Source organism: Lelliottia sp. F153 (assembly GCF_002870005.1).
GTDB lineage: Bacteria > Pseudomonadota > Gammaproteobacteria > Enterobacterales > Enterobacteriaceae > Enterobacter > Enterobacter nimipressuralis.
This window is the reverse complement of record NZ_PKFT01000012.1, coordinates 1-13,588: the sequence shown is the minus strand read 5'-3', so window position 1 is coordinate 13,588 and position 13,588 is coordinate 1. Positions and strand designations below refer to the sequence as shown.

Annotated in this window: 9 protein-coding genes and 1 rRNA gene; 3 read left to right on the top strand and 7 right to left on the bottom strand. The window is 56.3% G+C overall.

What is annotated here, in order from left to right; all coding sequences use genetic code 11:
- The first annotated feature begins 113 nt into the window (after window positions 1–113).
- Together F153LOC_RS19525 and F153LOC_RS19520 are read left to right on the top strand one after the other, a co-directional pair.
- Complete coding sequence (locus tag F153LOC_RS19525; protein WP_102105627.1) at window positions 114–431, top strand: type II toxin-antitoxin system RelE/ParE family toxin; 318 nt, start codon at window positions 114–116, stop codon at window positions 429–431.
- Window positions 424–711: an addiction module antidote protein gene (locus F153LOC_RS19520; RefSeq protein ID WP_100778084.1), complete on the top strand. Its 288-nt coding sequence runs from the start codon at window positions 424–426 to the stop codon at window positions 709–711. Before F153LOC_RS19525 ends, F153LOC_RS19520 begins: the two co-directional genes overlap by 8 nt.
- Here F153LOC_RS19520 and F153LOC_RS19515 read toward each other — a convergent pair.
- Both F153LOC_RS19515 and metH read right to left on the bottom strand, forming a co-directional pair.
- On the bottom strand, window positions 708–2,339 hold the full coding sequence (locus tag F153LOC_RS19515) for a Na/Pi cotransporter family protein (RefSeq protein ID WP_100778085.1): 1,632 nt from the start codon (window positions 2,337–2,339) through the stop codon (window positions 708–710). The genes F153LOC_RS19520 and F153LOC_RS19515 overlap by 4 nt on opposite strands.
- Before the next feature lie 175 nt (window positions 2,340–2,514).
- Window positions 2,515–6,198: a methionine synthase gene (gene metH, locus F153LOC_RS19510; RefSeq protein WP_102105628.1), complete on the bottom strand. Its 3,684-nt coding sequence runs from the start codon at window positions 6,196–6,198 to the stop codon at window positions 2,515–2,517.
- A 194-nt stretch (window positions 6,199–6,392) separates the two neighbouring features.
- Here metH and iclR point away from each other — a divergent pair, with 194 nt between their 5' ends.
- The gene (gene iclR, locus F153LOC_RS19505) at window positions 6,393–7,217 is read left to right on the top strand and encodes a glyoxylate bypass operon transcriptional repressor IclR (protein WP_123429852.1); all 825 of its coding nucleotides are present in this window, start codon (window positions 6,393–6,395) and stop codon (window positions 7,215–7,217) included.
- A gap of 46 nt (window positions 7,218–7,263) precedes the next feature.
- On the opposite strand, the gene aceK is transcribed toward iclR, so the two are convergent.
- The 5 genes from aceK to rrf all read right to left on the bottom strand — a co-directional run.
- Window positions 7,264–8,991, bottom strand: a complete 1,728-nt coding sequence (gene aceK, locus F153LOC_RS19500) for a bifunctional isocitrate dehydrogenase kinase/phosphatase (RefSeq protein ID WP_102105629.1) — start codon at window positions 8,989–8,991, stop codon at window positions 7,264–7,266.
- 49 nt (window positions 8,992–9,040) lie between these two features.
- The gene (gene aceA, locus F153LOC_RS19495) at window positions 9,041–10,345 is read right to left on the bottom strand and encodes an isocitrate lyase (RefSeq protein ID WP_100780782.1); all 1,305 of its coding nucleotides are present in this window, start codon (window positions 10,343–10,345) and stop codon (window positions 9,041–9,043) included.
- A gap of 135 nt (window positions 10,346–10,480) precedes the next feature.
- Window positions 10,481–12,082 carry a malate synthase A gene (gene aceB / locus F153LOC_RS19490; protein ID WP_102105630.1) on the bottom strand — a complete coding sequence of 534 codons (1,602 nt, stop codon included), beginning with the start codon at window positions 12,080–12,082 and terminating at the stop codon, window positions 10,481–10,483.
- A 271-nt stretch (window positions 12,083–12,353) separates the two neighbouring features.
- The gene (gene metA, locus F153LOC_RS19485) at window positions 12,354–13,283 is read right to left on the bottom strand and encodes a homoserine O-succinyltransferase (protein WP_100778090.1); all 930 of its coding nucleotides are present in this window, start codon (window positions 13,281–13,283) and stop codon (window positions 12,354–12,356) included.
- 192 nt (window positions 13,284–13,475) lie between these two features.
- A 5S ribosomal RNA gene (gene rrf, locus F153LOC_RS19480) occupies window positions 13,476–13,588 on the bottom strand; the annotation flags it as partial.

The window sequence follows — 13,588 nt, the reverse complement described above, 5'->3', positions numbered from 1 at the left end:
CTTGCGAGGCGGCTTCAGGATCTGCGTTTCGCCCATTTATCGGATGACGATTTTCTTCTAATTTCACGCCATGAGTTCATTCGGGATGTAGTTTAAAAAATACATGGAGTAGTATGAAGGAAATCGTTCAGACACCCTCTTTCCGCTGCTGGGAGCAAAACCTAAAAGATAAAAGGCTCAAGACGCTCATTGCCGCACGCCTTTTTCGTTTAGCCAACGGTTTGCCAGGGGATGTGAAGCCTGTCGGGGAAGGGGTCAGCGAGTTGCGAATTCACTATGGTCCTGGTTACCGCATCTATTTCAAACACTATGACGAGATTTTGCTCGTATTGCTGAGCGGCGGAAACAAAAGCAGTCAGGACAGAGACATACAACTGGCTAAGACGTTTGCCAGATCGCTTGAACCCAATGAGTTTATAAGCTATGAATAAATTTACGCTGTACGATCCCGCCAGTGCGCTTGTCGATGATGATGAAATCGCTGTGTTTATGGCTGATGCATTTGAAACCGGTGACGCCGCTTATATAGCAAAAGCGTTGGGTGTCATTGCCCGGGCAAAGGGGATGAGCCAAATAGCCGCTCAGACGGGTTTATCTCGTGAACAACTCTATCGTTCATTCAGCGAGAAAGGTAACCCAACGCTTAAAACCACGTTAACGGTCATGCAAGCGCTGGGTCTCTCTTTAACGATTAAAAGTGCGCACGATTAATACTCATCCCTTTCATCATCTTCATCCGGCTGTTCCATCACGCTGTAGGCCACCGAGCAGAACAGGGAGTTGAGACGTTTCATGTCGCCAAGCAGCCCCAGGTGCAGGGAGCTGGTTTCGATACTTTGCACGTTTTGCTGATGCAGACGGTCAACGTGCGCGTGGGAGTATCGGCGGTTGAGGATGCGGAAGCGATGCTTGTTGCGGCGCAAACGGCGGGCGCTGGGCACGTCGCCAGAGAAGAAGACCGACATGGCCAGCTGCAGGTTACTGAGTAATTGATCGTGCAGCGCATCCAGTTCAGCAACCCCTTCCAGCGAAAACGCCCGACGGGCGGCCAGCGATTTGTCGGCGATCTCACTGCCCATACGCTCGACGATATCGGATGCCTGCTCAAGGTTGAGGGACATCTCGATGATCTCGGCCCAGCGGCGGGATTCCTCTTCCGCCAGCTCGTCTTGCGGCATACGCGCGAGATAGAGTTTGATCGCGGTGTAGAGCACGTTGATATCATCGGCCAGTTTGCGCAGCTCTTTCTCCTCGCGAGGCTCGCCGTGCATCACTTTCTTCAGTCCATCCAGCATGGTTTCCATCGCGTCGCCCATACGCAGGGTTTCGCGGGCGGCATTGGCCAGCGCCAGCGCCGGGGTATCCAGCGCTGAGGTGTCGAGATGCTTCGGCTTCAGTCGGGCGTCCAGCTCGGGCTCATCGCGGATCATGCGCTTGCAAAACCGCGCCATTGGCCCGGCGAACGGCACCATCGCCAGACAGCGCACCAGGTTGTAGAAGACGTGGAAGTAGATCACCAGCTCAGCTTTCGGCAGCGGCAGGTTATCCATCAGATTCGCCAGCGGGTGAACAAACGGCAGGATTATCAGGCTGCCCACCAGCTTAAAGAGCAAACTCCCCAGCGCCACGCGACGGGCCGCAGCATTTGCGCCGCTGTTGTTGAGCATCGCCAGCAGACCCGAGCCAAGGTTCGCGCCGATCACCAGGCACAGCGCCACCGGGAAGGAGATCGCCCCTGCGGTGGTCAGGGTGGCGGTCAACAGCACGGCCGCCAGACTGGAGTAACTGATGATGGCAAACACCGCGCCAATCAGCGCGTCGAGCATGATGTCGCCCGTCAGCGAGGCGAAAATCACCTGCACACCGTTGGCCTGGGTGATCGGCGTAACCGCCTGCACGATCAGCTCCAGCGCCAGTAGAATCAGCCCGAGACCAATCCCCACGCGCCCGAGCTGTCCTTCGCGGGTCTGTTTGCGGCCAAGGAAGAAGATGACGCCGATGAAAATCAGCAGCGGTGACAGCCAGGAGAGATCGAAGGTCAGGATACGCGCCATCAGCGCGGTCCCGACGTCGGCACCCAGTACAATCACCAGCGCCGGCGTCAGCGCCACCAGATCTTGCGCCACAAACGATGTGACGAGCATGGTGGTGGCGTTACTGCTTTGCACGAGGGCGGTGACGCCGATCCCCGCGCAGAAGGCGAGCGGCTTCTTCTCAACGCTGCGGCTGAGGACGGTACGTAAGCGTGCGCCAAAGACGCGCATCACGCCGGTACGAACAATGTGCGTGCCCCAGACCAACAGGGCGACGGCCGATAGCAGGTGTAACAACGTCAGCACGGAAGTGGGTTCTCCTTATTGTTATCGATTCCTGAAGCCCATGCCTGAAACGCCGGATAGCGCGTAGCTTATCCAGCCTACGATGAGCCTGAGCTTGCTTAAGTATAAGGGTTTAAACGCAATAAAGAGACAGGGCGCCCGATGAGCGCCCTGTTAGTTGTAAGGAAAAGTGACGTTAATCAGCGTCGTAGCCCAGATTCGGGGCCAGCCAGCGCTCTACTTCTGAGACACTCATCCCTTTGCGCAGGGCATAGTCTTCCACCTGATCGCGCTGGATTTGCGCCACCGCGTAGTATTTGCTGTCAGGATGGCTGAAATACCAGCCCGAGACGGACGCGCCCGGCCACATGGCGTAGGATTCGGTAAGCTTCATGCCCGTATGGGTTTCCACATCCAGCAACTGCCAGATGGTGCCCTTTTCCGTGTGCTCCGGACAGGCCGGATAGCCCGGTGCCGGGCGAATCCCCTGGTAGTTCTCGCGAATCAGCTCCTCGTTGCTGAGGTTTTCATTTGCCGCGTAACCCCAATGGACTTTACGCACCCGCTCATGCAGGTATTCAGCGAAGGCTTCTGCCAGGCGGTCAGCAATCGCTTTCACCATGATTTTGTTGTAGTCATCGTGCTGTGCTTCGTAAGCCTCGGCGAGAGCATCCTCTTCCAGCCCGCCGGTAACGGCGAACGCGCCGATGTAGTCCGCTTTGCCGCTGAGTTTTGGTGCAACGAAATCGGCCAGGCAGTAGTTGGCAAACCCGACTTTCTCGGTTTGCTGGCGCAGATGACGGCTCACCGCCAGCACGTTAGTGCGGGTTTCATCGCGATAAATTTCGATGTCATCCCCGACGCGGTTCGCCGGGAACAGCCCCACGACGCCGCGCGGATTGAGGCTCTTTTCAGCGCTGAGCTGGTCGAGCAGATCGTTGGCGTCTTTAAACAGGCGCTGCGCCTCTTCACCGACCACCTCATCTTCAAGAATGCGCGGGTATTTTCCCGCCAGCGACCAGGTCATGAAGAACGGCGTCCAGTCGATGTAATTACGCAGGGTTTCGATGTTCGCCGTGACCGCCTGTACGCCCAGGCGATGCGCCACCGGCGGCGTGTAACTTGCCCAGTCGAAGGCCAGATCGTTTTCCCGCGCGGCGGCCAGTGTCACTGGCGGAGTGCGCGGTTTTTTACGGCCATGCTGGATACGAACGGTGTCGTACTCTTTGCGGGTTTTCGCGACAAATTCATCGCGCTGGGTCGCAGAGAGCAAGGCCGACACCACCCCCACGGTGCGTGAGGCGTTCTGTACGTAGACCGTCGGCCCGCTGTAGTTCTGCTCGATTTTCACCGCAGTGTGCGCTTTTGAAGTCGTCGCACCACCAATCAGCAGCGGAATGGTAAAGCCCTGGCGCTCCATCTCCTTCGCCACGTTGACCATTTCGTCCAGCGACGGCGTGATAAGCCCGGAAAGGCCGATCAAATCCGCATTCACTTCGCGCGCGGTTTTGAGAATTTTGTCTGCCGGAACCATCACGCCGAGGTCGATGATTTCGTAGTTATTGCACTGCAGCACCACGCCGACGATATTTTTGCCGATATCGTGGACGTCGCCTTTGACGGTGGCGATTACCATCTTGCCGTTGGTCTGCCCTTTTTCTTTGCTGGCTTCAATGTAGGGTTCGAGATAGGCCACCGCCTGTTTCATGACGCGCGCGGATTTGACCACCTGTGGCAGGAACATTTTGCCCTCGCCAAACAGGTCGCCGACCACGTTCATTCCGTCCATCAGCGGCCCTTCGATCACCTCAATCGGGCGAGCGGAGAGCTGGCGGGCCTCTTCGGTATCGAGTTCGATAAATTCGGTAATGCCTTTGACCAGCGAGTATTCCAGACGCTTTTTCACGTCCCACGAGCGCCACTCGGCCTGCTGAACCTGGGCGCTTTCGTCGCTTTTACTGCCGCGATATTTCTCCGCCAGCTCCAGCATCCGTTCAGTGGAGTCGTCGCGGCGGTTGAGGATCACGTCTTCCACGGCGTCGCGCAGCTCGGCGGGCAGGTCGTCATAAATCGCCAGCTGTCCGGCGTTGACGATCCCCATATCCATGCCGTTACGGATAGCGTAGTAGAGGAACACGGCGTGAATGGCTTCACGAACCGGATCGTTACCGCGGAACGAGAATGAAACGTTGGAGACACCGCCGGAGATCAGCGCATGCGGCAGCTCGCGTTTGATATCCTCGCAGGCGCCGATAAAGTCCTGCGCGTAGTTGTTGTGCTCTTCGATACCCGTCGCGACGGCAAAGATATTGGGGTCGAAAATGATGTCTTCTGGCGGGAAACCGACCTCTTCCGTCAGGATCTTGTACGCGCGGCGGCATATCTCAATCTTGCGTTCGCGGGTATCGGCCTGGCCGACTTCGTCAAACGCCATCACCACCACGGCCGCGCCATAGCGGCGCACCCGTTTTGCGTGATGAATGAACGGCTCCACCCCCTCTTTCATCGAGATAGAATTGACGATGCCTTTGCCCTGAATGCACTTCAGCCCTTTTTCGATGACGTCCCACTTTGAGGAGTCAATCATGATCGGCACGCGGGCGATGTCCGGCTCACCGGCAATCAGATTCAGGAAACGCACCATCGCCGCTTCGGCGTCGAGCATCCCTTCATCCATGTTGATATCGATGATCTGCGCACCGCTTTCCACCTGCTGGCGGGCAACGTCCAGCGCTTCGCTGTATTTTTCTTCTTTGATTAACCGCTTGAACTTAGCGGAACCAGTGACGTTAGTTCGTTCACCGACGTTCACAAACAGGCTGTCATCGGCGATGGTCAGCGGCTCAAGGCCCGCCAGACGACAAGCCACCGGCAGCGTCGGTAACGGGCGCGGCGGCAAGCCTGCGACGGCATTGCTCATGGCTGCGATATGTTCCGGCGTGGTGCCGCAGCAGCCGCCGACGATGTTCAGGAAACCCGATTCTGCCCACTCCCGAATTTGCGCGGCCATCGTCGTTGCATCGAGATCGTATTCGCCAAAGGCGTTTGGCAGGCCGGCGTTCGGGTGCGCCGTGACGTAGCACTCGGCGATGCGGGAGAGTTCCTGCACGTACTGGCGCAGTTCATCCGGGCCGAGGGCGCAGTTGAGGCCAAATGTGAGGGCATCCGCGTGGCGCAGGGAGTTGTAAAACGCTTCCGTCGTCTGACCGGAAAGGGTGCGCCCGGAGGCATCCGTAATGGTGCCCGAGACCATAATCGGCAGATCGACGCCCAGCGCTTCCATCTCTTCCTTCACCGCAAAGATCGCAGCTTTCGCGTTGAGGGTGTCGAACACCGTTTCGATCATGATCAGATCGCAGCCCCCTTCCACCAGCGCCTTGGTGGATTCACGATAGGCCTCGACCAGCTGATCAAAGGTCACGTTACGGAAGGCCGGATCGTTCACGTCCGGTGAAATAGAGGCGGTACGGTTGGTGGGGCCAAGCACCCCGGCGACGTAGCGCGGTTTGTCGGGCGTGCGGGCCGTCCATGCATCGGCGCAGGCGCGCGCCAGCCTGGCGGCCTCAAAATTGATTTCTGCCGACAGGGATTCCATCTGGTAATCCGCCATGGCGATGGTTGTCGAGTTGAAGGTATTGGTTTCGACGATGTCCGCGCCCGCCTCAAAATAGGCGTTATGAATGGCCGCGATGACATCCGGTTTACTCAGCACCAGCAGGTCATTATTCCCTTTCAGGTCGCAAGGCCAGTCGGCGAAACGCTCGCCGCGAAAATCGTCCTCACTCAGACGATAGCTCTGGATCATGGTGCCCATGCCGCCGTCCAGCACCAGAATTCGTTCATTTAACTGCGCACGCAGTTGATCTACTTTGCTGCTCACACTCGCTCCCGACAACGCTCAACAAGGCCAAAAGGCCAGCAGTCCATACTGGCATAATCTCGCAGGGTGGAGAAGTCACGTAGCGTTAACATGAGACATGTTCACTATCACTCCTCCGATCAGTCAGGATAACGGTTGCAAATTCACCAAATAAAACGAAAATGATTTCCACGATACAGAAAAAGGATTCCGTCATGGTCGCTACCGTTCCCGCAAAACGCGGCAGAAAACCTGCTGCCACCACCGCGCCGCCAGGCGGACAAGTTCAGTCGCTCACACGCGGATTAAAGCTGCTGGAATGGATCGCGGAATCCCACAGCAGCGTGGCCCTGACCGAGCTGGCGCAGCAGGCAGGCCTGCCGAACTCCACCACGCACCGTCTGTTAAGCACCATGCAGCAGTTGGGCTTTGTCCGTCAGGTGGGTGAACTGGGCCACTGGTCCGTCGGTGCCCATGCGTTTATCGTCGGCAGCAGCTTTTTGCAAAGCCGTAATCTGCTGGCGATTGTGCATCCGATCCTGCGCAAACTGATGGAAGATTCTGGCGAGACGGTCAACCTGGCGGTGCTCGATCAGAGCGACCATCAGGCGATTATTATTGACCAGGTGCAGTGTACGCAGCTGATGCGGATGTCCGCACCCATTGGCGGTAAGCTGCCGATGCATGCGTCGGGGGCGGGGAAAGCCTTTCTGTCGCAGCTCAGCGAGGAGCAAGTCACTGGCCTGCTGCACCGCAAAGGGCTGCATGCCTATACGCATGCCACGCTGGTTTCCCCGCTGCATCTGAAAGATGATTTGGCCCAGACGCGCAAGCGCGGCTATTCGTTTGATGATGAAGAACATGCGCTGGGTCTGCGCTGTATCGCGGCGTGTATTTTTGATGAGCACCGCGAACCCTTCGCCGCGATCTCCATTTCTGGGCCGATCTCGCGCGTGACCGATGACCGCGTCACCGAGCTGGGCGCGCTGGTCATCAAAGCGGCGAAGGAAGTGACGCTGGCGTATGGTGGGATTCGCTAAGGTTGAATGCGGCCTGATACCCTCTCCTAAACAGAGAGGGGAAACACTACATTGACCACCGCACGCTAAAACGCTGCCGCCTGCGGTAGGCGTATACATCTTCAACGTAACCATTTTTGATGCGCGTTTGCAGACCGCGCCAGTAGTCGGCGTGGAACAGATCTTCGTGCATCTCTGCAAATAACGGCCCGATGCGCGGGTCGGCACAGAGCCAGTGGCGAAACTCCTCCGGGAAGACATCGCCCGGCGAGACGCTGTACCACGGCTCGCTGGCCAGCTCATCTTCCGGATAGCGCGCAGCCGGGATATCGCGGAAATTCACCTCGGTCATGTAGCAGATTTCATCGTAATCGTAGAACACCACCCGCCCGTGGCGCGTCACGCCAAAGTTTTTAAACAGCATATCGCCGGGAAAAATATTGGCCGCTGCGAGCTGGCGGATCGCGTTGCCGTACTCTTCAATCGCATCACGCAGCGCCTGGCCGTCCACCTGCTCCAGCCAGATATTAAGCGGAACCATTCGGCGTTCGATGTAAAGATGGCTGATGGCAATCTTATCGCCCAGATCGGTGATTTTGCCCGGCGCTTCCTGCATCAGCAGGGTCATTAGCGCAGGCGCGATCTGCCGTTTATCCAGCACAAAGTTTTCGAACTCCTGAGTGTCGGCCATGCGCCCCACGCGGTCGTGCTCTTTGACCAGCTGATAGCAGGCGCGAACGTGCGCCGCCGTCATCTCTTTCTGCGGCGCGAATTTATCTTTGATGACCTTAAACACACGATCAAAACCCGGCAGCGTGAAGACCAGCATCACCATCCCGCGGATTCCGGGCGCTTCGATGAACTGCTCGTCGCTACTGCTGATGTAGTGCAGGTATTCGCGATAGCTCTCAGTTTTCGCGTGCTTCTGGCAGCCAATCGCCATATACAGCTCAGCGGTGGTTTTGACCGGCAGCAGCTCGCGCAGCCACTCCACCAACGCGGCGGGGTGTGGCGCATAAACCATGAAATAGGAGCGGGCGAAGCCGAAGACAATGCTCGCCTCGGCGCTGGTTGTCAGACAGGTATCGACAAAAAGCTCGCCGTCATCCGTACGATGGATCGGCAACAGAAAGGGAATGGTGGCCGTGGGGGTGAGCAACTTCCCGACCAGCCAGGCGGCTTTATTGCGGAAAAACAGTTCGTTAGCCACCTGTAAATGGCTGCGTTGTAAAACGTCGGTGCCGAAAGCGTCCGTCAGATGCGCGATGATATAGCCCACGTCGCGCGTTTTGTTTTGCCATGGCAAACGCAGCGGTAAATCCGAGAGCATTTTGCTCAACAGACTTTCCCAGCCGTGTTCGGGGAAGAAATCCTTCGCCAGCGGGCGCGGGATGGTGCGAAAGCGACGCTCAGGCTGAGAGCTGAAAATAAATAACCGCTCAGGAGATAACGAGCGGTGGTCAAATAACCGGCAATAGACGGAGTTGAAAAAGCTCTCCGCAATCTCGAAGCGCGGGTAATCCGGCAACAGATGGGTGTAGTGCTCTTTTACGCGGAGCAGAAAATCGGCGTCGGGGCTTTTGCCATCGGTGATGCAGCGCAACTGCTCGACCACCAGACCCACGTGATGATCGTAAAGATGGATACGCTGTTTCATCGCCTGCTGTACGGCGTGCCAGTCGGCGTGTTCGAAGCGCTGCTGCGCGCCTGAAGTCACTTCCAGAAAACGGCCATACTGCGCGTCGAAGCCCTGCAGGATGGTTTGTGCAATCAGTAACTCCAGGCCACGCGACATAGGCTCCCCTCATCCCGGCCCTCTCCCCAGCGGGGAGAGGGGGAAAACATCAGAACTGTGATTCTTCAGTCGAACCGGTCAACGCCGTAACCGATGAGGCGCCACCCTGAATGATCGTCGTGACGTTGTCGAAATAGCCTGTGCCCACTTCCTGCTGGTGAGAGGCAAAGGTGTAGCCCTCTTTGCTGGCTGCAAACTCTGGCTGCTGCACTTTTTCCACGTAGTGCTTCATGCCCTCACCCTGCGCGTAGGCGTGGGCCAAATCGAACATGTTGAACCACATGCTGTGGATACCCGCGAGGGTGATGAACTGGTATTTGTAGCCCATCTCAGAGAGTTGCTGCTGGAAGCTGGCAATGGTTTTATCATCCAGATTCTTCTGCCAGTTGAATGACGGCGAGCAGTTGTACGCCAGCAGTTTGCCTGGATATTTAGCATGGATCGCATCGGCAAAGCGTTTTGCCAGCGCCAGGTCCGGCGTGGAGGTTTCGCACCACACCAGGTCGGCATACGGGGCGTAGGCCAGACCGCGGCTGATAGCCTGCTCGATACCCGCATGCGTACGGTAGAACCCTTCGCTGGTGCGCTCACCGGTAATGAATTCGCTGTCGTAAGGGTCGCAGTCAGAGGTAATCAGATCCGCCGCATCCGCATCGGTACGGGCGATAACCAGGGTCGGCACGCCCAGAACATCCGCCGCCAGACGCGCGGCGACCAGTTTCTGGATCGCTTCTTGCGTCGGCACCAGCACTTTGCCGCCCATATGGCCGCACTTCTTCACGGACGCGAGCTGATCTTCAAAGTGAACCGCCGCTGCACCGGCTTCAATCATTGATTTCATCAGCTCAAACGCATTCAGTACGCCGCCAAAACCTGCTTCGGCATCCGCCACGATAGGCAGGAAGTAGTCCACGAAACGCGGATCGTTTGGCTCAATGCCGGATGCCCACTGGATCTGATCCGCACGACGAAAAGTGTTGTTGATCCGATCGACCACCGAGGGTACGGAGTTGGCCGGATAGAGCGACTGATCCGGATACATACTGGAGGCCAGGTTGGCGTCGGCCGCCACCTGCCAGCCGGAGAGATAGACCGCTTCAATCCCCGCTTTCGCCTGCTGCAACGCCTGGCCACCGGTCAACGCACCGAGGCTGTTGATATACCCTTTTTTCGATTCGCCGTGCAGCAGACGCCACATTTTTGCGGCACCGAGCTGCGCCAGCGTGCATTCCGGGTTGACCGAACCGCGCAGTTTCACCACTTCCTCTGCGCTGTACGGGCGGTTGATGCCTTCCCAGCGCGGTTGAGTCCACTCTTTTTGTAATTCTTCGATTTGTTGGGTACGGGTTTTCATGTGCAGATGCTCCATATTATCGTCCTGGCTTCCCAGGCGTTATTGGTGAAGGCAGTTTGGTCACGGCCAGCGCTAGAACCAAAGGGATTCTGAGCACTGCCTGGGCCAAAATGGCGAACAAAATAGCCTGGGTAGTTAGGCCAGCAGGCGATAGCCGGGCAAAGTAAGGAAGTCGATTAATTCTTCAGACGTCGTGATTTGCTCCATCAGACGCGCGGCATCGTCAAAACGGCCACTGCTGAAGCGGTGTTCGCCCAGCTCGTCCTGAATCACCCGCATCTCCTCGGCAAGCATCTGGCGGAACAGGGATTTAGTGACCGGTGTGCCGTTATTGAGCGTTTTCTGGTGGTGGATCCACTGCCAGATGGAGGTACGGGAGATCTCCGCCGTGGCGGCATCTTCCATCAGGCCGTAAATCGGGACGCAGCCATTGCCCGAGATCCATGCTTCGATGTACTGGACCGCAACGCGAATATTGGCGCGCATGCCTGCTTCAGTTCGCTCGCCCTCGCACGGCATCAGCAGTTCTTCAGCTGAGACAGGTGCGTCGTCTTCGCGGGTAACGAAAAGCTGATTTTTGTTCTCACCCAGTACGCTGTTGAAAACCTCCATCGCCGTATCCGCCAGGCCCGGATGGGCAACCCAGGTGCCATCGTGGCCGTTGCGGGCTTCAAGCTCTTTATCCGCCTTCACTTTGGTCAGCACCTGATTATTGCGCTCGGCATCTTTACTCGGAATAAAGGCCGCCATCCCCCCCATCGCGAACGCACCGCGTTTATGGCAGGTCTTGATCAGCAGGCGTGAGTAGGCACTCAGGAAAGGCTTGTCCATAGTGACCGCCTGGCGATCGGGTAGCACACGGTCTGGATAATTTTTCAGGGTTTTGATGTAGCTGAAGATGTAATCCCAGCGCCCACAATTCAGGCCGACGATGTGGTCGCGCAGGGCGTGCAGGATTTCATCCATCTGGAACACTGCCGGCAGCGTTTCGATCAGCAGGGTGGCTTTGATGGTGCCGCGCGGCAGATTGAAGCGATCTTCCGCGTAGCTAAATACCTCGCTCCACCAGGCCGCTTCCTGCCATGACTGCGTTTTTGGCAGGTAAAAATAAGGGCCACTCCCTTTTGCCAGCAGGCTTTTATGGTTGTGGAAGAAGTAGAGCGCAAAATCAAACAGGCTGCCGGGAATGGCTTCGTTGCGCCACGTGACGTGCTTTTCAGGCAAATGCAGGCCGCGCACACGGCAAATCAGCACGGCCGGATTGGGTTTCAGCTGATAGATTTTTCCGGCTTCATTGGTGTAGCTGATAGTGCCATTGACCGCATCGCGCAGGTTGATTTGCCCCTCGATCACTTTACGCCAGTCTGGCGCCAGTGAATCTTCGAAGTCTGCCATGAACACTTTTACATTAGCATTCATAGCGTTAATCACCATTTTACGCTCAACCGGGCCGGTGATTTCGACGCGACGATCCTGTAAATCCTGCGGAATACCACGGATTTTCCAGGCTGAGTTACGAATGGAAGCAGTTTCCGAAATGAAGTCTGGAAGCTTACCGTTATCGATGTCCTGCTGTTGCTGAATACGAGCCGCCAGCAGTTTATTGCGCTTCGGTGCAAAGCGCGTCACCAGCTCAGTCAGAAACTCGACGGCGTCTGGCGTCAGAACCTGCTGTTCCAGCTCACCATAGGGCTGGTTAAACGTCAGTTCATCGGTAGTCGTTGCCTGTTGATTCATTTCTCTGCTCCTCATCAAAGATCCAAAAAAACGTCCCCCACTGCGAGCGAAAGATCGTTGTGTGGTTTTCGCTCAGCAGATTTAAGACTATCCATTATTTTTCTAAAATCAAAAACAATTTCCATTTTAATTAAACATTGTTCTTATCTTGTTGATTATGAAGAGATTAAAAATTATTTAACGGATGAAGGGTTTTTCGGAAATAAAAAAGGCACCCGAAGGTGCCTGATCTGGAATGCTGAAACGCTTTAGGATCGTTCTGCGCAGAGGATTAATCTAACGTCGGATTCATGTGGCGCAGATCGTATGGCGTGATCTGATAGACGTAATAGTTGAGCCAGTTAGTAAACAGCAAATTGCCATGGCTGCGCCAGGTTGCTCTTGGCGTGTTTTGCGGATCGTTTTTCGGGAAATAGTTGTACGGCACTTCCGGGGTTAACCCCGCTTCCACATCGCGGAAAAACTCGCTGGCCAGGGTATGCGCATCGTATTCCGGATGTCCCGTCACAAAGGCGATACGTTTGTCTTTACTGGCGAACAGATAGGCGTCGCCATCTTCCGTTTCGGCCAGGATCTCGAGATCCGTGTAATCACGAATCAGCGCGGCCGGGAAATCTGCGTAGCGCGAGTGAGGTGCGAGGAAAGAGTCGTCAAAACCACGCGTCAGCAACGCATGAGGATGGAGAATGTGGTGTTCGTAAACGCCAGACAGCTTTTCCGTGCGGGTTTGCTTCGGGATGCCGTAGAGAATATTCAGTGCCGCTTGTACCGCCCAACAGACAAAGAGCGTTGAAGTGACGTGATCTTTGGCCCACTCAAGTACCTGTTTGATCTGCGGCCAGTAGGCCACGTCGTTGAACTCAACCAGGCCCAGCGGTGCACCCGTGACGATCAGACCATCGAAGTTGTCGTTACGGATATCTTCGAAGTTGCAGTAGAAGTTATTCAGATGCTCGGACGGTGTGTTGCGCGATTCACGGGCATCGACGCGCAGCAGCTGGATGTCCACCTGCAGCGGGGAGTTGGAGAGCAGGCGCAGGAACTGGTTTTCCGTCTCAATCTTTTTGGGCATCAGGTTCAGGATGAGAACCTTAAGTGGACGAATTTCCTGACCTGTCGCGCGCGAGGCCTTCATCACGAAGACATTCTCTTCACGCAAGAAATTAACGGCTGGCAGCTCGTCCTGCACCCTAATCGGCATAACCTTATATCCTCACAGCATACGTATAAACGTTTAGACATCCAGATAGCTGACAATACCCAGGAATCGTGCGAATGTCGAGTCTGTAAGAGGAAGGTGAGAAAGTTTCACGGAGGGAAGCAGAGGAACAAATAAGAAAGGACAAAAACGCAAAAAGGCCATCCTTGCGGATGGCCTTTTCACTTAATTGATGCCTGGCAGTTCCCTACTCTCACATGGGGAGACCCCACACTACCATCGGCGCTACGGCGTTTCACTTCTGAGTTCGGCATGGGGTCAGGTGGGACCACCGCGCTAAAGCCGCC

Excerpts from the sequence above, each read along its gene's own strand:
- F153LOC_RS19525 (WP_102105627.1), top strand. The coding sequence starts at position 114 with ATGAAGGAAATCGTTCAGACACCCTCTTTCCGCTGCTGGGAGCAAAAC.
- F153LOC_RS19520 (WP_100778084.1), top strand. The coding sequence starts at position 424 with ATGAATAAATTTACGCTGTACGATCCCGCCAGTGCGCTTGTCGATGAT.
- iclR (WP_123429852.1), top strand. The coding sequence starts at position 6,393 with ATGGTCGCTACCGTTCCCGCAAAACGCGGCAGAAAACCTGCTGCCACC.
- aceK (WP_102105629.1), bottom strand. The coding sequence starts at position 8,991 with ATGTCGCGTGGCCTGGAGTTACTGATTGCACAAACCATCCTGCAGGGC.
- aceA (WP_100780782.1), bottom strand. The coding sequence starts at position 10,345 with ATGAAAACCCGTACCCAACAAATCGAAGAATTACAAAAAGAGTGGACT.
- aceB (WP_102105630.1), bottom strand. The coding sequence starts at position 12,082 with ATGAATCAACAGGCAACGACTACCGATGAACTGACGTTTAACCAGCCC.
- metA (WP_100778090.1), bottom strand. The coding sequence starts at position 13,283 with ATGCCGATTAGGGTGCAGGACGAGCTGCCAGCCGTTAATTTCTTGCGT.